Raw genomic sequence first — 20,247 nt, 5'->3', positions numbered from 1 at the left:
TTACCGCTCTCCTCGTCTTCATGCGCCGACTCGCCTTTTCGTTGCTGACCGTTCTGCTGCTCGCCGCCTGTGCCGGTGCGCCGCAAAAGACGTCGTCACGCGGATCGAGTAGCGCGGTCGTGGTGGCGAACGGCGCTTATCACGCTCCGCCGCCCGGGTTTCCGAATTTCGTCGATCACAGCATCGGCCGCGAGGAAATCTCGATTCAGGCGATGAGCCTGGTCGGCATTCCATACCGTTGGGGTGGCAATACTCCAGATAGCGGCTTCGATTGCAGCGGATTGGTTCGCTACGTGGTCTCGCGCGCGGCTTCCGTGAATCTGCCGCGCACGACGGCGGACATGAGTGGGCGCGGCGAGTCGATAGAACCGGACGAGATCGCGCCGGGCGATCTGATTTTCTTCAACACGACGGGGCGCGCGCATTCGCATGTCGGCATTTATGTCGGCAAGCTGCGCTTCGTCAACGCGCCGTCGACCGGCGGCACGGTGCGGCTCGATTACCTGACCAATCCGTATTGGGCCAAACGCTTCGACGGCATTCGTCGCGTGGCCGCGCCGGCTGCAACGCCAACGCCGTTCGATACGCCGAGCTATCAGGCTGCGGCACCGCAGCCTGAGCGCGTCGCGCCGGTGGCGCAAACAACGCCGGCGTATGCTGGTGCGGCGGGCACGACGGCGACCGTGGTGGCGCCGACCTCGGCGAAGACGGCGACACAGCCGCCGGTCTATGCCGCAGGTGCGCTGCAGCCCCAATCCCAGCCGCAGCAGACGGCCCGCGTTGCAGCGGCGCCTCGCGCACCTTTGACTGCGGAGGCTCAGCCGCTCACTGCATCGGCACAAGCTGATCCGTTTGAGCCGCCACCGCCCGGCATGAGCGCCGCGCAGATCCAGGCGCGTGAGGCTGGCGCTGTGTCGCCGACGCCGGTTCCTGGCGCTCAGACCAGCGCGTACGACGCCAACTCCGGCGCACCGGCTCAACAACATCCGACGGCTTCAAGCAGTGCTGCGCCAACGGCGGCCGTCCACCCACCCGATCCTATCGACGCGGCAGCCGACGCGTTCGAACCGCCGCCGCCCGCCGCCGTCGCCGCCCGCCAAGCCCGGCAGGCGCAGCAAGCCGATGAGAGCGGCAGCGTGCAGATCATGCGGGCTTCCACGGCGTCGCGCGGCATGCCCGCTCCCACGCAAACCAACGACGACCCGATCGCCCGCTTCGCCAACGGCAACTTCTGAGGTCGCGAAGCGCGGCTGGTGGTCAGCGCGCTGACGCGCCCGGCCGCTCGCAATCATGCGCGGCGCTGCCGACCGGTGCACCACAAGCTCGCCGCCGATCTGCTATCGTCACCGATATTCTTTCGACAGCGGGTGATGACGATGGATCTCGGACTCAAAGACAAGGTGGTGTTGATCACGGGCGGCAGCAAGGGAATCGGGCTTGCCTGTGCCCGTGCGTTTGCGCTCGAAGGCGCGAAAGTCGCGATCGTCTCGCGCGATCCCGCCAACCTCGCGCGCGCCTACGAACAGTTGAAACAAGAAGGCCTGCAGGTGCACCGGACCCGCGCCGATCTGCACGAGCCGCACAGCGCCGCCGATATCGTCGAAGAAGTCAGCACCGCGGTCGGCCCGATCGACGTGCTGATCAACAGCGCAGGCGCCGCGCGCCGCTACGACCCGGAAACGCTCGATGCCGAGGCGTTCCGCGCCACCATGGAAGCGAAATACTTCCCCTACATCTATCCCCAGCAGGAAGTGCTGCGCCGCATGGCCGAGCGGGCGAAATCCGGTAATGGGAGCGAGCCCGGCACGATCGTCAATATCATCGGCATGGGCGGCAAGATCGCGAGCGATATCCACATTGCGGGCGGCGCCGCGAATGCCGCGCTGATGCTTGCCACAGTCGGCCTCGCGCACTATTACGCGCGCTACGGCATCCGCATCAACGCGATCAATCCCGGCGCGACGCTCACCGAGCGTGTCGAGGAAGCAGTCAAACTGGAAGCGACGCAGCAAGGCATCGGCAGTGCGGAAGCGCTCGCGCGCGGCCAGGCCAGAGTGCCGCTCGGACGCTTCGCCAAACCGGAGGAAATCGCCGACGTCGCGCTGTTTCTGGCGAGCCGCCGTGCAAGCTATGTGACGGGCGCAATCGTCCCGATGGATGGAGGCAGCGCGCCGCTGATCTAGGCGCGCTTCTAACCCTGCAACTGAGCGCGCGGCAGGCAGCGCTGCCGCGCGCGTGTTGTGCGTTTTCCGCGTTTCCCGCGCCTACAGGAAACGGTGGCCGAGCCACCACGCAACCCCGGCGAGGGCCGCGGAAGCCGGAATCGTCAGAATCCACGCCCAGACGATGTTGCCGGCCACGCCCCACCGCACCGCGCTCAGCTTTTGCGTCGCGCCGACACCCACGATCGCGCCGGTAATCGTATGCGTGGTGGACACCGGAATGCCGAGCCACGAGGCGGTAAACAGTGTGATCGCGCCGCCCGACTCCGCGCAAAAACCGCCGACCGGCTTGAGCTTGGTGATCTTCTGGCCCATCGTGCGGACGATCCGCCACCCGCCGAACAACGTACCGATGCCCATAGAGAGATAGCAGCCGCCGATCACCCACAGCGGCGGCGCGTCCGCGATCGACGACGCATAGCCGGTCGCGATCAGCAGCATCCAGATGATGCCGATGGTTTTCTGCGCGTCGTTGCCGCCGTGGCCGAGGCTATACAAGCCCGCGGACACCAGTTGCAGGCGACGGAAACGCCGGTCCACCTTGCTCGGCGGCGTGCGGAAATAGATCCACGACACCGCCAGCATGAAGAACGAGCCGAGCACGAAGCCGAGCAGCGGCGAAATGAAGATGAAGGCCACCGTCTTCATCAGGCCGTCGAAATTGAGCGAACCCCAGCCCGACTTGGCGAGCGCCGCGCCCACCAGCCCGCCGATCAGCGCATGCGACGAGCTCGACGGAATGCCGTAATGCCAGGTGATGATGTTCCAGCCGATCGCGCCGACCAGCGCACCGAAAATCACGTAATGGTCGACGATGTTCGGATCGATCGTGCCCTTGCCGACGGTCGCCGCCACTTTCAGATGGAACACGAAATACGCGATGACGTTGAACGCCGCGGCGAAGGCGACCGCCTGCTGCGGTTTCAGCACGCCGGTCGAGACGACCGTGGCGATCGAATTCGCCGCGTCGTGGAAGCCGTTCATGAAGTCGAAAATCAGCGCGACGGCGACCAGGCCGGTGACGACCCAGATTGCGAGTTGTATCGATTGCATTATGCGTTTTCCAGCACGATGCCTTCGATGATGTTCGCTACATCTTCACACTTGTCCGTGATCGTTTCGAGCAATTCGTAGATCGCCTTCAGCTTGATCAGGGTCTTGACGTTGTCTTCTTCGCGGAACAGTTTCGACATGGCCGAGCGCAGCACGCGGTCGGCTTCCGATTCCAGCCGGTCGATTTCCTCGCAAGCCTTCAGAATCTGGCTGGCCTGCTTCATGTCGGACAGCAGACTGACGGCGAATTGCACGCGCTCGGAAGTGGCAGTGCAGATGTGCGCCAACTGGCTCGCCTCGGAAGTCACGGCCTGCACGTCGTACAGCGAAATGGCGGTGGCAACGTCCTCCATCAGGTCGAGGATGTCGTCCATCGTGGTGATCAGCTTGTGAATCTCGTCGCGGTCGAGCGGCGTGATGAACGTCTTGTGCAGCAGGTCGATGGTTTCGTGCGTGAGCTTGTCAGCGGCCTTCTCGGCTTTCTGCACGTTTTGCTTATGGGTCTCGGCGTCCTGCAGATTGTCGATCAGCAGCTCGAGTTCACGGCTTGCCGAGACGATGCACGTTGCGTGCGCATTGAAAATTTCAAAGAACTTGCCCTCGGTGGGCATGAATCGACCGAACATTGGGATCCCGAAAATTGGTCACATTATGGCTGACATAAAACCGCCACATTGTACCGTCGCGAGACCCGCGCCGCACTTTTGAAAGCGCCGTTACAACGGCGCCCCAGTTATCGCTTCACTTCTCCGCTCAATCGCTGTAGAAATTCTGCGCGCCTGCAAAGTTGTCGAACTTCGTGAATTGACCGTGGAACGTGAGCCGAACGGGTCCGATCGGACCGTTCCGCTGCTTGCCGATGATAATCTCGGCGGTGCCCTTGTCCGGGCTGTCCGGGTTGTACACTTCGTCGCGGTAAATAAACAGGATCACGTCAGCATCCTGCTCGATAGCGCCGGATTCACGCAGGTCCGACATGATCGGGCGCTTGTTCGGGCGCTGCTCGAGACCCCGGTTGAGCTGCGACAAGGCGATCACCGGCACGTCGAGTTCCTTGGCGAGACTCTTCAGTGAGCGCGAGATTTCCGAGATTTCGGTCGCACGGTTTTCGCCTGACGACGACCCGCTCATCAACTGCAGGTAGTCGATGATGATCAGTCCCAGCTTGCCGCACTGGCGCGACAGCCGGCGCGCCCGCGAGCGCAATTCCATCGGGTTCAGGCCGCCGGTTTCGTCGATGAAAATCTGCGCCTCGCTCATTTTCTGCACGGCGTGCGTGAGCTTCGGCCAATCTTCGTCGGTCAGGCGCCCGGTTCGCATGCGGTGTTGATCCAGCCGCCCGACCGAGCCGAGCATACGCATGGTGAGCTGAGAACCCGGCATTTCCATCGAGAACACCGCGACCGGCAAGCCATACTCAACCGCCACGTATTCGCCGATATTCATCGAAAACGCCGTTTTACCCATCGACGGACGGCCCGCGACGATGATCAACTCGCCGCCGTGCATGCCCGACGTCATGCGGTCCAGATCGACGAAGCCGGTCGGCGTGCCGGTCACGTCGCTCGGATTGGCCGTGTGATAAAGGGTATCGATCCGCTCGACGACTTCCGTGAGCAACGGCCCGATTTCCAGGAAGCCCTGAGTGCCGCGCGCGCCGTCTTCGGCAATCGAAAACACCTTCGACTCGGCCTCGTCCAGCAACTGCCGGACTTCCTTGCCCTGCGGATTGAAGGCGTCGGCCGAGATTTCGTCGGCGACGGAAACCAGCCGGCGCAGCACCGCGCGGTCGCGCACGATTTCCGCGTAGCGCCGGATATTCGCCGCGCTCGGCGTGTTCTGGGCCAGCGCATTCAGGTAAGCGAGACCGCCAACCTCTTCCGCCTTGCCCGCGGTGCCGAGCGCCTCGTACACCGTGATCACGTCCGCCGGCCGGGTGGCCGCGATCAGCTTGCCGATGTGCTCGAAGATGATGCGGTGGTCATAGCGATAAAAATCGCTCTGCGACAGAAAGTCCGCAATGCGGTCCCATGCGGCGTTGTCGAGAAGCAGGCCGCCCAGCACCGATTGCTCGGCCTCGATCGAATGCGGCGGGACTTTCAGCGACTCGAGTTGGGGATCTTTGGACGGTGCGTTCATGGAGAGGAATTATCGGGCAAATCGAGGGCGCGCGGGCGGCCGAAAAGCTAAAAAAACGGACACAAAAAAAGCAGGGGCCGGTCACCCGGCCCCTGCTTTTCGCCAGCAACGTCCTGGCAAATACTACTTGCTGCTTAGACGTGTTCGCCGATCACAGCAACCGTCACATCGACCAGAACGTCGGTGTGCAGCGAGATCTGAACAGCGTGCTCGCCAACCAGCTTCAGCGGGCCTTCCGGCAGACGCACTTGCGCCTTTTCCACTGCGAAACCTTGCTTGACCAGGGCTTCAGCGATGTCCGCGTTCGTCACCGAACCGAACAGACGGCCGTCGACGCCAGCCTTCTGATTGATCTGAACCGTTGAGCCAGCCAGTTTTTCGCCTTGAGCGGTAGCAGCAGCCAGCTTTTCAGCGGCGACTTTTTCGAGTTCTGCACGGCGCACTTCGAATTCAGCCAGGGCTTCCTTCGTTGCACGGCGAGCTTGCTTGTTCGGGATCAGGAAGTTACGTGCGTAACCGTCCTTGACCTTCACGATATCGCCCAGGTTGCCCAGATTGACGACTTTTTCCAGAAGAATAATTTGCATTCGGAGACTCCTTATCGCGTCGTCGGGTTAGGCCTTGTGCTGGTCGGTGAACGGCACCAGCGCGAGGAAACGTGCGCGCTTGATTGCCGTATCCAGCTGGCGTTGATAGTGCGACTTCGTACCCGTGAGACGCGCCGGCGTGATCTTGCCGTTTTCGCCGATGAAGTCCTTCAGCGTTTCGAGGTCTTTGTAGTCGATGTGATCGACGCCAGCGGCCGTGAAACGGCAGAACTTCTTGCGCTTGAAGAGCGGATTTTGTTGCTGACGACGCTTGTCGAATTTCTTACCAGTCGGGCGGGGCATGTTCAGTCCTTTCCAATGTCCTGCAATGCTGTGATGTGAAATACCAGAGCTCTAGCGTTGCGGTGCTTTTTCGCCAGAAAGCCTGTGAAGAGCGTTTCCACGCCCATCTGACAGCTTTCCAGCTTACCGCTCGCCTCGCCTGCGGCTACCGCCTGCATGGTCAGTTCGACTTGCCGGGCAATACCGGCTTCGACGACTTCCGTGCGGTGGTGCAACGTGCAGCCTGCAATCGGAACGCCGGCGGGGGTATACCGCACCGGTTCGCGTTCGACGACGCTGGCCGTGAGTTGCAGCCGATTCATGTAACCTTGGTCGAGAGCGACGCTTGATCTGGTAGCTTAAATAGTGTGTCTTAAGCCTGCGCTTCGGACGGTTGCGTAGCAGCCGACTTCTTGGCTTCTTCGCGCTGCACTTCCTTCATCATCGGCGACGGGCCGGTTTCGGCCTTCTTCATCTTGACGATCAGGTGACGCAGAACGGCGTCGTTGAACTTGAACGCGTGTTCCAGCTCGTCGAGCGTGGTCTGGTCGCATTCGATGTTCATGCAGACGTAGTGAGCCTTCGCGAGTTTCTCGATCATGTAGGCCAGTTGGCGACGGCCCCAGTCTTCGATACGGTGGATCTGGCCACCGTGCGAGGTGATCGTGCTCTTGTAACGCTCGATCATGGCGGGCACCTGCTCGCTCTGATCGGGATGCACGATAAAGACGATTTCATAATGACGCATACACACTCCTTGTGCTGACTTTTGGATAGAAGCCACCCGGGCGTCGGAACCGGTGTGGCAAGTGAGAAGCCAAAGAGTGTAACCCGATTGGGGCCGGGTTGCAAGATATCCCGTTATTGCGGCGCGCGAATCGGGTGTGTTTTCAAGGGTTTAGGCGGCGGCGGCCCGTCTAGGACCCCGCCTCCGTCCGCTCGCTACCGCTTTGCAAACGTGCCTTCAGCGCCACTTCCAGCCCCTTCAGCGCGTCGGGCGCGGCGTCCGAGATCGCCCACCAGGTCATGCCTTCCGCGTTCCAGTGCGCAATCGAGTAGCCTTCGCGAGCGAGCATGGCCGGCGCGGCGCCGTCCGTGTTCCGGCCCGTGCCACCGGCACCGGCCTGCGGAAACACGTACACGTCGATCACGTGCTTCTGGTAGCGGTACACCAGCACGGCCACGCGCTGATGCGCGAGGTAATCGAGGCGCCCGCCCTCCAGCGCGAAGCCGCTCGCCGCCAGATCCTCAACCGGCGGCGAATAGTCGAGCCGGCCGTTGAACCACGGCTTGACCGTATGCCGGTCCGTGGAGATCACGTCGATGTCGCGTCCCGACACCTGCGCGCGCACGTGGCTTTCCACCAGTTCGTCGGCGAACGGCCCGAATTCCGCCGGCCGGCGCAGGTTCAACGCCACGCCCGCCGCCACCGCGCACAACGCGACGACCAGCGCCACCAGCCAGCCGCGCGCAAACACGCCGCCTGAGCCAACCGGGCCGCCCGCGCCCGTCGGCCAGCCGAAGCCGCCTTGCGGGGCGCGCCAGCCGTCCAGCAAACGGTCGAGCCAGCCGCGCCGCGCCCATTCGCGCGGCGGCGGCGTGACACTCCCGACACGCTCGACACGCTCAACCGGCGCCTCGGCCGCCGCAGCCGGTTCGTCGACAGATGGCAATCCGGCGACGATCCGCTCGCGCAGCGACTGCGGCGCACGATGATAAGGCGCCGCCCGCAGCGCGCCGCTCAAGGCCCGCAGGTTCTCGCTTTCGCGCTGGCAGGCGGCGCAGCTCTCGATGTGCTGCTGGACGCGCCGGGCATCCGGCGCGGGCAATTCGTGATCGGCGTTCGCATCGAGGAGCGGCCGCGCTTCGTTACAGTCCATCTGGCGTCTCCTGAGCATTGCCCGCGGCGCTGCCGCCTGGCGTGTTGAGTGGCCGGCCGTTGGCGGACGCCCGCAGGGGCGTCACGCTCGCCGTGGCCGATTTGCTTGCGCCGGGCGCCGCCGCGCACATCGACGGTCTGTGCGGCGCCGTCGCGCCGCCCTGCTTCTCCGTCAGCACCGCGGCCAGCTTGCTGCGTCCTCGCGCGAGCCGGGACATCACCGTGCCGATCGGCACGTCCGCCACCAGCGCGATCTCCCGATAACCCATTTCCTCCAGTTCCCTCAGCATCAGCACTTCCCGATATTCGACCGGCAACTGCGCGAGCGCCTCGTGTACGAGCTTCGTATCCTCGTCGCGGATCAGGAGCGCCTGCGGGTCGGTGCCGCCCACCGTCCAGCCGTCGAAGGACGCGTCGTCCATCGTGTCGTCGAACTCCACCGTTTCGTGCGACGACGCCCGCCGCCGCCATTCCGTGTACCAGGTGCGGCGCACGATCGCCAGCAGCCACGGCCGCGCCGAGTCGCCGCGAAAGGTGTCGAAGAAGCGAAACGCGCGCATGAAGGCTTCCTGCACGACGTCGTCGGCATCATTGGCGTTACCGCACAACCAGCGCGCAAGGTTGTACGCGGCGTCGAGGTGCGGCAGCGCCATCTGCTGAAAGCGCCGGCTCCTCGCCGCGTCGGTCTCGCCGTGCGCGCGAACAGGTTCTGAATCGGTCTGGACCACCTCGGCCCTCCAGGGCATTGCGGACTATGCGACGGAGCTCGTCGTGACACTCTCTACAGCGCATAACCGGGCATTCGGCGAGTTTATTCCCGACGCCGCGTGCAATCCGCAAAAAAGTCTGGCCGGACCGGCCGGGTGCAGGACCACAGGATCGCCAGGGTGTCGGGTGTCGGCCCGTCCCGCCTACGTCTAGTAAGCCGGCCGGTTCCAGTAATCCGCGCTGGCGTACACGTCCTTCAGGTAATCGATGAAGTAGCGCACCTTGGCCGGCACATACCGCTGCTGCGGATAGACCGCGAGAATGTCGTAGTCGGGCAGCGCGAACTCGTCCAGCACGGTTTCCAGCTCGCCGCGTGCCAGTTGTTGCTGGATTTCCCATGTGGAGCGCCAGCCGAGCCCGAGCCCTTCCGACACCCAGCGGTGCAGCAGTTCGCCGTCGTTGCAGTCGAGCGTGCCGCCCACCCGCACCGTCGCCAGCTTGCCGTTGCGGCGGAAGTACCAGCCGCGGTTCTGCCCGCCTTGCAGATTGAACGCGAGACAGTTGTGCTGCGGCAGGTCTTCGAGCGTTTTCGGCCTGCCGTGCCGGCGGAAGTACTCCGGCGTGCCGCACACCACGCGCCGGTTCGACGCCAGCTTGACCGCGACGAAATTCGGATCGACCGCCCCGCCGATGCGGATCGACAGGTCGTAACCCTCGCGCACCAGATCCACCACCCGGTCGGTCAGATTGAACGACACCTGCAATTCCGGTTTGTCGGCGAGAAATGCCGGCGCGAGCGGCGCGACGTGCTTGCGTCCGAACGCTGCCGGCGCCGACACGATCAGATGGCCGTTGATCGCGCGCCGCCCGGCGCTTAGTTCGTTTTCCGCCTGATCCCATTCGATGAGCAGGCCCCGACAGCGCTCCAGAAACGCGGCGCCGTCTTCGCTCACCACCAGCCGGCGTGTCGAGCGGTACATCAGCTTGACGCCGAGGCGCTTTTCCAGCGCATCGATGCGGCGGCCGAGAATCACCGGCGACACACCCTCCTCCAGCGCGGCCGCCGCGAGACTACCCGCATCCGCGACGCGCACGAACGTTTCGATCTGTTTGAACCGGTCCATTTCTGTCTCCTGTCGACCGGAGTTAGCGCTTTAGCGCTTACTCCGGTCCCACGCAGCGCGCCCCGCCCATCGGGCAACAAGCCATTCCATACTTTTTGTTTCGAAATAAGCGACCCGGACTGATCTTATCAAACCTTTAGGTCAGGCCTAAAGTGCACTCAACCCGTTTATTTCGCCCATTCCCTGCCATTCAGGAGACATTCATGGCCAAGATGAGAGCCGTCGACGCAGCCGTGCTGGTGCTCGAAAAAGAAGGCATCGACACTGCATTCGGCGTTCCGGGCGCAGCGATCAACCCGTTCTACTCGGCCATGCGCAAGGCGGGCAACATCAGCCACGTGCTGGCCCGCCACGTCGAAGGCGCGTCGCATATGGCCGAAGGCTATACGCGCGCCCAGCCGGGCAACATCGGCGTGTGTATCGGCACGTCGGGCCCCGCCGGCACCGACATGATCACCGGTTTGTACTCGGCTCAGGCCGACTCGATTCCTATTCTCGCCATCACGGGCCAGGCGCCGCGCGCGCGTCTGTACAAGGAAGACTTCCAGGCCGTCGACATCGAATCGATCGCCAAGCCCGTCACCAAGTGGGCCGTCACCGTGCGTGAGCCGGCGCTGGTGCCGCGCGTGTTCCAGCAGGCATTCCACCTGATGCGCTCGGGCCGTCCGGGTCCGGTGCTGGTCGATCTGCCGATCGACGTGCAGCTCGCCGAAATCGAATTCGACATCGACACATACGAACCGCTGCCGGTCTACAAGCCCAAGGCGACTCGCAAGCAGATCGAAGCCGTCCTCACGCTCCTCAACGACTCGGACAAGCCGCTGCTCGTCTCGGGCGGCGGCGTGTTGAACGCGGCGGCCGAAGACCTGCTCGTCACGTTTGCTGAAACCGTCGGCGTGCCGGTGATTCCGACGCTGATGTCGTGGGGCGCGATTCCCGACGACCATCCGCTGATGGCCGGCATGGTCGGCCTGCAAACCTCGCACCGCTACGGCAACGCAACGATGCTCGCCTCCGACTTCGTGCTCGGCATCGGCAACCGCTGGGCGAACCGTCACACGGGCAGCGTCGAGGTTTATACGAAGGGCCGCAAGTTCGTGCACGTGGACATCGAGCCGACGCAGATCGGCCGCGTGTTCGGCCCGGACCTCGGCATCGTGTCGGACGCGAAAGCCGCGCTCGAACTGTTCGTGGAAGTGGCGAAGGAATGGAAAGCCGCGGGCAAGCTGAAGGACCGCAGTGCATGGGTCGCCGACTGCCAGCAACGCAAGCGGACCATGCACCGCAAGACCCACTTCGACAACGTACCGATGAAGCCGCAACGCGTGTACGAAGAGATGAACCAGGTGTTCGGCCGCGACACGTGCTACGTGAGCACGATCGGTCTCTCGCAGATCGCCGGCGCACAGTTCCTGCATGTGTACAAGGCGCGCAACTGGATCAACTGCGGCCAGGCGGGCCCGCTCGGCTGGACCATTCCGGCAGCGCTCGGCGTGCGTGCGGCCGATCCGCAACGCCCGATCGTGGCGCTCTCGGGCGACTACGACTTCCAGTTCATGATCGAAGAGCTGGCGGCCGGCGCGCAATTCAAGCTGCCGTATGTGCACGTGGTGGTGAACAACTCGTACCTCGGCCTGATCCGCCAGGCCCAGCGCGCGTTCGACATGGACTTCTGCGTGCAGCTCGGCTTCGAGAACATCAACTCGCCGGAGACGAACGGCTACGGCGTGGACCACGTCGCGGTTGCGGAAGGTCTGGGTTGCAAGGCGATCCGCGTGTTCAAACCAGAAGAGCTGAAGCCCGCGCTGCAGAGAGCGCAAGCCATGCTCTCCGAGTTCAACGTGCCGGTGATCGTCGAAGTGATTCTCGAACGCGTGACCAACATTTCGATGGGCACCGAGATCGACGCAATCAACGAGTTCGAAGAGCTGGCCACGACTCGCGAAGACGCACCGACCGCGATCAGCATGCTCGACTGAGTTGCCTGACGTGTTGAACAAATAAGCATCACGTGAGCGCGGTTCTGCAACACCGAACCGCGTCACGCAGTTATTCCACTGACCGACCTGAGAGACAGACGCACCATGCCGAAATTTGCAGCGAATCTCACCATGCTGTTCAACGAAGTCCCGTTTCTCGACCGCTTTGCGGCGGCTGCGGACGCGGGCTTTCACGCCGTCGAATTCCTGTTTCCGTATCCGTACCAGATCGCTGAGTTGAACGAACGTCTGCAACAGAACCGCCTGAAACTCGTGCTGCACAACCTGCCCGCGGGCAACTGGGAAGCCGGCGAGCGCGGCATCGCGTGTCTGCCGGATCGGGTGGGCGAGTTCCAGGAAGGCGTCGGCCGCGCGATCGAATACGCGACAGCTTTGAAGGTACCGCAACTGAACTGCCTCGTCGGCATTCCCACGGCCGGCGTCGATGCGGACAAGGCACGCTCGACCATTGTCGAGAACCTGCGTTTCGCCGCGGGCGAGTTGAAAAAAAACGGCATCAGGCTGCTGGTCGAACCGTGCAATGCCTACGACATTCCGGGCTTCGCGCTCAATCGTTCTGCTGAAGGCCTCGACGTGATCCGCGCAGTCGGTTCGGACAATCTGTTCCTGCAATACGACATCTATCACATGCAACGGATGGAAGGCGAACTGGCGGCGACCATCAGGAAGAACCTGCCGCAGATCGCGCACATCCAGCTCGCCGACAATCCAGGCCGCAACGAACCGGGCACGGGCGAAATCAACTACCCGTTCCTGTTCGAGCTACTCGACTCGCTCGGCTACGACGGCTACGTCGGTTGCGAATACAAACCGCGCACGACCACGGCCGCCGGTCTCGGCTGGATTCAGAGCGTGGCCGGGCAAACCCGCGGCGCAGCCCACGCCGCCGCCTGAGCGCCGCATTGTTTCATTGATCGGCCGGATCAGGCGCTTCCCGCCCCGAAGGATGTCCTCTTGAGGGACACCAAACAACACTGGAGATTCAGACACATGGCAAAGATCGGTTTTATCGGCCTCGGCATCATGGGCGCGCACATGGCGCGCAACCTCATCAAGGGCGGTCACTCGCTGTTCGTGAACGGCGCGTACCCGGTGCCGGAAGATCTGGGCAAGACGACGAGCGTCGTCGCGAATTCGACCGCTGTCGCGCAGGCCGCCGACATCGTCATCATCATGGTGCCGGACACGCCCGACGTCGCCAACGTGCTGTTCGCCGACGACGGCGTCGCCGCCGGCCTCTCGCCAGGCAAGCTCGTAATCGACATGAGCTCGATCTCGCCGCTCGACACCCAGGCGTTCGCGAAGAAGATCAATGCGCTCGGCGTCGACTATCTGGACGCACCGGTTTCCGGCGGCGAAGTCGGTGCGCGTGAAGCGTCGCTGACGATCATGGTGGGCGGCCCGGAAAAAGCGTTCGCAACAGCCAGGCCGCTGTTCGATCTGATGGGCAGGAACATCTCGCTGATCGGCGACAACGGCGCGGGTCAGACCTGCAAGGTTGCGAACCAGATCATCGTCGCGCTGAACATCGAAGCCGTGGCCGAAGCGTTGCTGTTCGCCTCGCGCTCGGGCGCCGATCCGGAACGTGTGCGCAAGGCGTTGATGGGCGGCTTCGCCTCGTCGCGGATTCTCGAAGTACACGGCGAGCGCATGACCAAACGCACGTTCAATCCGGGCTTTCGCATCGAACTGCACCAGAAGGATCTGAACCTCGCACTCGACGGCGCACGCAAGCTCGGCATCGCGCTGCCGCATACGGCGAGCGCGCAGCAACTGTTCAGCGTGTGCGCGGCGAATGGCGGCAAGGCATGGGATCACTCGGCAATGGTGCGAGCGCTCGAAATCATGGCCAACCATGAAGTCGCACAAGCGCCGGGCAGCGAAGCCAAGGCAGCTTGAGCAAGCAATACGGACTGCCATGGTCGTTGCGTGATCAACGTCATGGCACTCGCAGGTGGGGCGCCCGGTTCGTCGTGCGATATGCACGGCGAAGCGGGCAAATCGTGCCGCTCTGGGCTGAGAGCGGCAAGTGGGGTCCGCAGCGGCACCCGGCGGCGCCGGGGAAGCCTTGGTCGGTCAGACGTCGTCGTCGGGTGTCCGGCTGTCGGATTTCATCGTTATGCTTTTTCCGCCAATCTCTCGTAGCGGGTGCATCATGCACGCCGCCTGCCGACACCTCCCCTTGCAAGTCTCCTCGCACACGTGCTCGCAAGTCCGCTTGCATTTGCTTGCAACTCCGTGCCCGCCGCTCCACCTTTTTTGACACATCGCTGCGCGCTTTTCTCCTACACTCGTTGAGTCTGGTTGCGGGCGTATCAGCGTTCAAATGCGGCTTGCCGATCAGGGCAACGCATGTCCTCTGCATCGTTCGCCCGATTCCCAACCAGTGTGCACCCCGCAAGCGGCATGTGCTTGCGCCAGTAACCCATCTGCAAAGGATTCAGAATGAGCATTTTTGGTGACATCGTAAACAAGCTCTTCGGCAAAGCGAAACCCGACCAGCCTGCGCCTGCGGTCGAGCCGACACCGGATCCGGCAGCGGCGCAAGCTGCTGCGCCGGCGGCTGCAGCGGCGCCCGCGCCGCTGGCCGACGTCGACGTTGCTGCCGTCATGGACCAGTTCGTCAGTGAGAGCGGGCAAACGTTGAACTGGCGCACGTCGATCGTCGATACGCTAAAGGCGCTCGGCGTCGACAGCAGCCTCGAGCATCGCAAGGAGCTCGCCAAGGAACTGAAGTACAGCGGCGACACGAGCGATTCGGCGAGTATGAATATCTGGCTGCACAAACAGGTGATGCAGGCGCTGGCGGCGAACGGCGGGAAGTTGCCGCCGGATCTGGCGAGCTAACGGCTTGCACACGCCGCCGGTTTCCGGCGGCAGCTAAAAGCCTCAAGCAGAAACAGCCTCAAGCAGAAATGACGACGCGGCGCCCGGGTCGATGCCTTGGGCGCCGCGTTGTCATTCAAGCTTCATGTGCGCGACACGGTTCTGACTTTGAACCACGCCGTCCGCGTTCAATCGATCAGTACGTATCGAATATCTTCTGCAACACCACCGGCCCCGTGGCGCCCGCAGCCAAGGCCAGCATCAGCAACACACGCGCCTTGTACGGATTCAGCGAACCCGCGCTGACGAAGCCGAGCGCGTCGTCGGCGGCTGCGCCGTTGCGCATCACATGCCCCGAACCCACGCGCGACGCACGCACCACCGCTACGCCTTGCGAGGCGGCATCGGCCAGCGCCTGCTGCACCCAAGCGTGAATCGAACCGTTGCCCGTGCCTGCCACGACGATACCGCGCACGCCGGCGGCAACCAGCGCATCCACGGCAATCCGCGACACGCCCGCGTAGCTCACCACGATCTCCACATGCGGCCACTTCGCGCCGATCACGAATTCGGTGGCGAGCGTATGCGGACGCACCACGCTGCGCTGGAATTCGACGCGGCCGTCCTGCACCCAGCCGAGCGCACCGATTTCCGGCGAATGGAATGCATCGACCGCATAGGTGCTCGTCTTGACCACGTCGCGCGCGCTGTGAATCCTGTTGTTGAAGGCCACCAGCACGCCCTGCCCGCGCGACGCCACGTGCGCCGCGACCGTCACGGCGTTGAGCAGATTCAGCGGACCGTCGGCGGAGAGCGCCGAGGCCGGGCGCATGGCCGCCGTCAGCACGACCGGCTTGTCCGACTTGATGGTCAGATGCAACAGGTAGGCGGTTTCTTCGAGCGTGTCCGTGCCGTGCGTGACCACCACGCCGTCGATGTCGTCGTCGGCGAGCAGCGCGTTGATGCGTTGCGCGAGCGTGGTCCACAGCGGCAACGCCATGTCCTTGCTGTCGATGCTGGCAATCTGCTCGGGCGCGATGCGCGCCACCGTGGACAAGGCCGGCACCACCGCCAGCAATTGCTCGACGCCGACCACGCCGGCCTGGTAGCCGGACGTATTGGTGGCGTCCGCAGCCGCCCCGGCGATCGTGCCGCCGGTCGCCAGCACGGCGATGCGCGGCAGCAGCGTGGCGCCTTCGTCTGAAGGCGTGGTGGAGGAAGGAATCGAAGTATTCATGGCGGCGATTGTAAGCGATGCGCCGGGCGCCTCCATACCGTCACGCAAGAACAGGTGACTGCCCGGTCGTCATCGCGCCGTACGGAGCAGCCTCACACACTACCGGCTTCCAGTAACGCGGATCGGCAGATGAAGAGTAGGCGCCTGCGTTGGGATCCACCATTGCTACTTGTGACTATTTTTGGCGTCGTTTGCGCCAGGCGATGCACTGTCGTCGTCGCACGCGATTTCCACAGGCGCAGGTCGTTTCGCTGACGTGCACAGGCGGTAAAGCCGGACAAGCGCGGTGCATGCCAAGGTTTAACGCATTTCCGCACGAAGTTCCCGCACCCCACGGCCGAGCCTTCGGCGCAGCAAGGTCCGCAATGTCGCCGAGTCGGCATAGCCGACCTCGCTTGCAATCGTCTCGATATCGTAGCCAATCGAGACGAGGTTTTGCGCCCGTTCGATTCGCAGATCCTGGAAGAACGCCAGCGGTGACTTGCCGAGCACAGCCTCGGTGCGGCGCTGCAAGGTGCGTGGTCCAACCGCCAACGCTGCCGCCGCTGCCTGAAGCGAAAAACCCGAAGCAAGATTGTTGCGGGCCCACCGCTCGAATCGCTCGACCAGGGGATCGGCATGGGCGAGATGATCGGGGATGATGTATTCGGCCTGGGATGAACGCTTGTCGATAAGCATGAAGCGCGCAACGAGCGTCGCAAGCTCAGGACTGGTCTGACGCAGCAACCATAGCGCGAGGTCGAGATGGCCCATCGCCGAACCTGCCGTGACTACGCGATGTGACGCGACGACCATACGTGAGTCGTCCAGATTGACAGCCGGATAGCGTTGGCGAAAGAACGGCGCCAGCGACCACGTGGTCGTCGCCTCGCGATTGTCCAGAAGCCCGGCTTCGGCCAGCAGGAAAGTACCGATACAGGCCGCCGCGACGCCAACGCCGCCGGCGTGCCAGGTTCGAAGGTATGCCATCGCGGCACGCATGTCGCGACGCTCCAGGGCCTCCACCAGGCGTTCCGGTTGCCGGACATTCGGCGCAGGCACCACCACCCAGTCGGCGTGACCAACGGCGCTCGCCAGTTCGACCGGCGTCGACAGCCCGTGCGCGGTACGAATGCGGCTGCGCACGCCAACGAGCCGCACCTCGAAGGGCGGCGCGGGGAATCCTTGCGCGACGGCCAGCTCGTTGGCCGTCGCGAAGGTATCCAGCAACACGGTAAGCCCGGTGTCGAACAGGCCGTCAAGCGCGAAGATAACCAGCTTCATGTCGCAAATAGCCCCATTAATGTCATTTGCGACTATAGCTCCGTCCCATCGGGCCGTCTAGACTGCGTAGCGATGCAGCGAGAGTAATACGCCGGCTGGAAATTCAATTGATCCGCCGGAGCACCGCTGCGCTAGTAAAGGGAGACAGCATGAGTAGTTCGATACGCACCGACGCCGACCTCGACCGGCCGGTCTGGGCGGCCCTCACGACGAATCAGGCACACCTTGGATACGGAGATGCGCTTGCCCGTCGATATGATCCGGACGTGGCGCCCTTTGCCGCACTGGCCTCTGAAACGCCTGCGGCATATCGGGCGCTCCGTCAGCTCCTGTTGCCTCATGAGCAGGTCGCGTTGCTATCCGGGGAACCGGTCGGTCCAGTCGAAGGCCTGCACATGACGCGCGTGGGCGTGATCCACCAGATGATCTCCACACTCGGTGAAGCAGCGAGTGCGGATGACGAGGTAATCCGCTTGAGTGACGCGGATGCGAAAGAGATGCTCGATCTGGTCCGGAAGACCAAGCCCGGACCATTCGGCAGACGAACGCACGAAACCGGCAATTACATCGGGATTCGCGACGGCGGGCATCTCATTGCGATGGCCGGCGAACGGATGCACGTCGATCGGTACCTCGAGATTAGCGCCGTTTGCGTCGACGAAGACTATCGCGGAAGCGGCCTGGCGGGCCGACTCATGAAAGCTTTGCGCGGAGAAATTGAGCGGCGAGGCGAGACGCCGTTTCTGCACGTCTTTAGCGACAACCTCTCCGCGATCGCGCTGTATGAACGGCTTGGCTTCGAATTGCGTCGCACGTTTGAACTTACCCGCATCGGACATGCTGGCCCGGATCTGGGATCTGGCCGCAGTCCTTCAAACGCGTTAAACCAGTGAAAGGAAGTGACCATGTCCAAATGTATCCTTATTACCGGAGCTAGCAGCGGCTTCGGCCGCGACACGGCCGAGACGCTCGCGCTCGCCGGACACCAGGTATTCGCGTCCATGCGTGATGTCGCCGGGCGCAACCGGCCCCATGCCAATGCGCTACAAGCCAGGGGCATCCATGTCATCGAACTCGACGTGACAGACGACGTCTCCGTTGAGCGTGGTGTGACTTCTGTGCTCAAAACGGCCGGACGCCTCGACGTCCTCATCAACAACGCCGGCATCGGCTCGGCGGGAATCTCCGAAGCGTTCACGACAGAACAGGTACGCGCGCTCTTTGACGTGAACGTATTCGGCATCCAACGGACACTGAGGGCCGTGTTGCCCGTCTTCAGGGATCGGCGCGACGGCTTGATTGTGAATATCGGCTCGATCCTCGGCCGCGTGACCTTGCCTTTTTTCGGTCTTTATGGCGCGTCGAAGTTCGCCATCGAAGCATTAACCGATAGCTACCGCTATGAGTTGTCGAAGTTGGGCATCGACGTAGTTCTCGTCCAACCCAGCAACTATCCGACGAATATTTTCGCGAGCGCGCAGCGGCCAGGCGACGCCGCGCGCGGTACTGGGTACGGCGAAATCGGCGCAATTCCGGGCAAGATGGTAGAGACGTTGATGGAGCTGTTCGAAGGTGACGACGCTCCGAACCCGCACGACGTAGCCGAAGCCATTGCGCGGGTAGTCGAACAACCAAACGGCACGCGTCCCGCACGCCTGGTAGTCGGGCAATCGTTCGGCGCTGATGTCCTTAACGCTCAAGCAGTGTCGATCCAGACGCAGTTGATGAAAGGTCTCGGTCTCGGAGAGTTCGTCGAACCGCTGAAGGACTTGGCGGCCAATTGACAATACGTCTCTGGCCGGGATGCCACGCCCTGTCACTGTCCGTTTTATGCCTGGCTATCTACCGCAACAAGATGACCAGTTGCAGATAGCGTTTCGCAGCAGGGTTCGCACCCAGGGAGTCCTTGCGGAAGATCGGATAGGACAACCTTCTTTTCCAGGTGAAGGGCCTAACGGCCCTTCAACGACCCAACGCATCCATCAGACCGCTTCGCGCAACTGCGCGGCGATGTCCGCTTCGTTCAGTTGCGGCGCGAACATCTCGATCAGCCGGTACGCGTATGCGCGCAGGAACGCGCCCTTGCGCAAACCGACTCGCGTCGTGCTCGCTTCGAACAGATGCTGCGTGTCGAGCGCGACCAGTTCCGTGTCGCGCTTCGGGTCGTAGGCCATCGCCGCGACCACGCCGATGCCCATGCCCAGTTCGACATACGTCTTGATCACGTCGGCGTCGATCGCGGTCAGCACGACGTCGGGCAACGCACCCGCTTTCGCGAACGCCTGGTCGATGTGCGAGCGGCCCGTGAAATCCTGGTCGTACGTGACGATCGGGAATTCGGCGATCTCGTCGAGCGTCAGATTCGGCCGGCCCACCAGCGGATGCCCCTTCGGCACGACCACGACGTGATGCCACGAATAGCACGGGAACGTGACGATATCCGGGAAACGGTCGAGCGCTTCGGTGGAGATGCCGATGTCCGCTTCGCCGTTGATGATCATCTGCGCGATCTGTTGCGGACTGCCCTGGCGCAGCGCCAGATGCACCTTCGGGAATACCTCGGTAAATTGACGGATCACCTTGGGCAGCGCGTAGCGCGCCTGCGTGTGCGTGGTGGCCACGACAAGATGGCCGCTATCCTGATCGGCATACTGGCGCGCGACGCGGCGCAGATTCTCGGCGTCGAGCAGCATCCGCTCGATCAGCTGATGCACCGCCTTGCCCGGCTCGGTGAGGCCCGTCAGACGCTTGCCGCGTCGAATGAAAATATCGACGCCGAGTTCGTCCTCCAGATCCTTGATCTGTTTCGACACACCTGATTGCGACGTGTACAGAACGTTCGCCACCTCGGTCAGATTCATGTTCTGACGCACGGCTTCGCGCACGAAGCGCAATTGCTGGAAATTCATCTGTATGTCTCCGGTTCG

Annotated in this window: 21 protein-coding genes; 8 read left to right on the top strand and 13 right to left on the bottom strand. The window is 63.1% G+C overall.

Going from position 1 to position 20,247, the window contains the following annotated elements; genetic code table 11:
• Nucleotides 1-20 precede the first annotated feature (20 nt).
• Nucleotides 21-1,235, top strand: coding sequence for a C40 family peptidase (locus PDMSB3_RS08710; RefSeq protein WP_007182103.1), 1,215 nt, complete (start codon nt 21-23; stop codon nt 1,233-1,235).
• Nucleotides 1,236-1,376: 141 nt separating this feature from the next.
• Nucleotides 1,377-2,183 (top strand): SDR family NAD(P)-dependent oxidoreductase, encoded by an 807-nt coding sequence (locus PDMSB3_RS08705; RefSeq protein ID WP_035518632.1) that lies wholly within the window; start codon nt 1,377-1,379, stop codon nt 2,181-2,183.
• Nucleotides 2,184-2,264: 81 nt separating this feature from the next.
• Here the strand turns inward: PDMSB3_RS08705 and PDMSB3_RS08700 are convergent, their stop codons facing one another.
• The 10 genes from PDMSB3_RS08700 to PDMSB3_RS08655 all read right to left on the bottom strand — a co-directional run bounded on the left by PDMSB3_RS08700 (nt 2,265) and on the right by PDMSB3_RS08655 (nt 9,994).
• Nucleotides 2,265-3,275, bottom strand: a complete 1,011-nt coding sequence (locus tag PDMSB3_RS08700) for an inorganic phosphate transporter (protein ID WP_007182105.1) — start codon at nt 3,273-3,275, stop codon at nt 2,265-2,267.
• Entirely contained in the window at nt 3,275-3,901 is a 627-nt protein-coding gene (locus PDMSB3_RS08695; protein ID WP_007182106.1) for a DUF47 domain-containing protein, read from the bottom strand. Before PDMSB3_RS08695 ends, PDMSB3_RS08700 begins: the two co-directional genes overlap by 1 nt.
• Nucleotides 3,902-4,028: 127 nt before the next feature.
• Nucleotides 4,029-5,414 (bottom strand): replicative DNA helicase, encoded by a 1,386-nt coding sequence (locus PDMSB3_RS08690; RefSeq protein WP_007182107.1) that lies wholly within the window; start codon nt 5,412-5,414, stop codon nt 4,029-4,031.
• 134 nt (nt 5,415-5,548) lie between these two features.
• Complete coding sequence (gene rplI / locus PDMSB3_RS08685) at nt 5,549-6,001, bottom strand: 50S ribosomal protein L9 (RefSeq protein ID WP_007182108.1); 453 nt, start codon at nt 5,999-6,001, stop codon at nt 5,549-5,551.
• Between the two features lie 27 nt (nt 6,002-6,028).
• Nucleotides 6,029-6,304, bottom strand: coding sequence for a 30S ribosomal protein S18 (gene rpsR / locus PDMSB3_RS08680; protein WP_165185803.1), 276 nt, complete (start codon nt 6,302-6,304; stop codon nt 6,029-6,031).
• 2 nt (nt 6,305-6,306) lie between these two features.
• Nucleotides 6,307-6,606 (bottom strand): primosomal replication protein N, encoded by a 300-nt coding sequence (gene priB / locus PDMSB3_RS08675; RefSeq protein WP_165185801.1) that lies wholly within the window; start codon nt 6,604-6,606, stop codon nt 6,307-6,309.
• A 50-nt stretch (nt 6,607-6,656) separates the two neighbouring features.
• Nucleotides 6,657-7,031, bottom strand: a complete 375-nt coding sequence (gene rpsF / locus PDMSB3_RS08670) for a 30S ribosomal protein S6 (RefSeq protein WP_006048823.1) — start codon at nt 7,029-7,031, stop codon at nt 6,657-6,659.
• Nucleotides 7,032-7,200: 169 nt separating this feature from the next.
• Complete coding sequence (locus tag PDMSB3_RS08665) at nt 7,201-8,163, bottom strand: anti-sigma factor family protein (protein WP_007182111.1); 963 nt, start codon at nt 8,161-8,163, stop codon at nt 7,201-7,203.
• Nucleotides 8,153-8,890, bottom strand: coding sequence for an RNA polymerase sigma factor (locus PDMSB3_RS08660; RefSeq protein WP_165185798.1), 738 nt, complete (start codon nt 8,888-8,890; stop codon nt 8,153-8,155). The genes PDMSB3_RS08665 and PDMSB3_RS08660 overlap by 11 nt, the downstream gene beginning before the upstream one ends.
• A gap of 189 nt (nt 8,891-9,079) precedes the next feature.
• Complete coding sequence (locus PDMSB3_RS08655) at nt 9,080-9,994, bottom strand: LysR family transcriptional regulator (protein ID WP_165185796.1); 915 nt, start codon at nt 9,992-9,994, stop codon at nt 9,080-9,082.
• A gap of 203 nt (nt 9,995-10,197) precedes the next feature.
• On the opposite strand from PDMSB3_RS08655, the gene gcl reads away from it, so the two are divergent.
• The 4 genes from gcl (at nt 10,198) to PDMSB3_RS08635 (ending at nt 14,841) form a co-directional block, all read left to right on the top strand.
• Nucleotides 10,198-11,973 carry a glyoxylate carboligase gene (gene gcl, locus PDMSB3_RS08650; RefSeq protein ID WP_165185793.1) on the top strand — a complete coding sequence of 592 codons (1,776 nt, stop codon included), beginning with the start codon at nt 10,198-10,200 and terminating at the stop codon, nt 11,971-11,973.
• A gap of 105 nt (nt 11,974-12,078) precedes the next feature.
• Nucleotides 12,079-12,888, top strand: a complete 810-nt coding sequence (gene hyi, locus PDMSB3_RS08645) for a hydroxypyruvate isomerase (RefSeq protein WP_007182115.1) — start codon at nt 12,079-12,081, stop codon at nt 12,886-12,888.
• A 96-nt stretch (nt 12,889-12,984) separates the two neighbouring features.
• Nucleotides 12,985-13,893: a 2-hydroxy-3-oxopropionate reductase gene (locus tag PDMSB3_RS08640; protein WP_007182116.1), complete on the top strand. Its 909-nt coding sequence runs from the start codon at nt 12,985-12,987 to the stop codon at nt 13,891-13,893.
• A gap of 546 nt (nt 13,894-14,439) precedes the next feature.
• Nucleotides 14,440-14,841, top strand: a complete 402-nt coding sequence (locus PDMSB3_RS08635; protein WP_007182117.1) for a DUF3597 domain-containing protein — start codon at nt 14,440-14,442, stop codon at nt 14,839-14,841.
• 175 nt (nt 14,842-15,016) lie between these two features.
• On the opposite strand, the gene PDMSB3_RS08630 is transcribed toward PDMSB3_RS08635, so the two are convergent.
• Both PDMSB3_RS08630 and PDMSB3_RS08625 read right to left on the bottom strand, forming a co-directional pair.
• Nucleotides 15,017-16,057, bottom strand: a complete 1,041-nt coding sequence (locus PDMSB3_RS08630) for an asparaginase (RefSeq protein WP_165185791.1) — start codon at nt 16,055-16,057, stop codon at nt 15,017-15,019.
• Between the two features lie 300 nt (nt 16,058-16,357).
• Nucleotides 16,358-17,320 carry a GlxA family transcriptional regulator gene (locus tag PDMSB3_RS08625; RefSeq protein ID WP_007182119.1) on the bottom strand — a complete coding sequence of 321 codons (963 nt, stop codon included), beginning with the start codon at nt 17,318-17,320 and terminating at the stop codon, nt 16,358-16,360.
• 149 nt (nt 17,321-17,469) lie between these two features.
• On the opposite strand from PDMSB3_RS08625, the gene PDMSB3_RS08620 reads away from it, so the two are divergent.
• Both PDMSB3_RS08620 and PDMSB3_RS08615 read left to right on the top strand, forming a co-directional pair.
• Nucleotides 17,470-18,213, top strand: a complete 744-nt coding sequence (locus PDMSB3_RS08620; protein WP_165187432.1) for a GNAT family N-acetyltransferase — start codon at nt 17,470-17,472, stop codon at nt 18,211-18,213.
• 12 nt (nt 18,214-18,225) lie between these two features.
• Nucleotides 18,226-19,104, top strand: coding sequence for an SDR family oxidoreductase (locus PDMSB3_RS08615; protein ID WP_165185788.1), 879 nt, complete (start codon nt 18,226-18,228; stop codon nt 19,102-19,104).
• A gap of 198 nt (nt 19,105-19,302) precedes the next feature.
• On the opposite strand, the gene PDMSB3_RS08610 is transcribed toward PDMSB3_RS08615, so the two are convergent.
• Entirely contained in the window at nt 19,303-20,229 is a 927-nt protein-coding gene (locus PDMSB3_RS08610) for a CysB family HTH-type transcriptional regulator (RefSeq protein ID WP_007182122.1), read from the bottom strand.
• Between the last annotated feature and the right edge of the window lie 18 nt (nt 20,230-20,247).

Origin of the sequence: Paraburkholderia dioscoreae (assembly GCF_902459535.1) — a bacterium.
Taxonomy (GTDB): domain Bacteria; phylum Pseudomonadota; class Gammaproteobacteria; order Burkholderiales; family Burkholderiaceae; genus Paraburkholderia; species Paraburkholderia dioscoreae.
The sequence above is the reverse complement of the archived record's forward strand: the minus strand, read 5'-3'. Positions and strand labels throughout refer to the sequence as shown.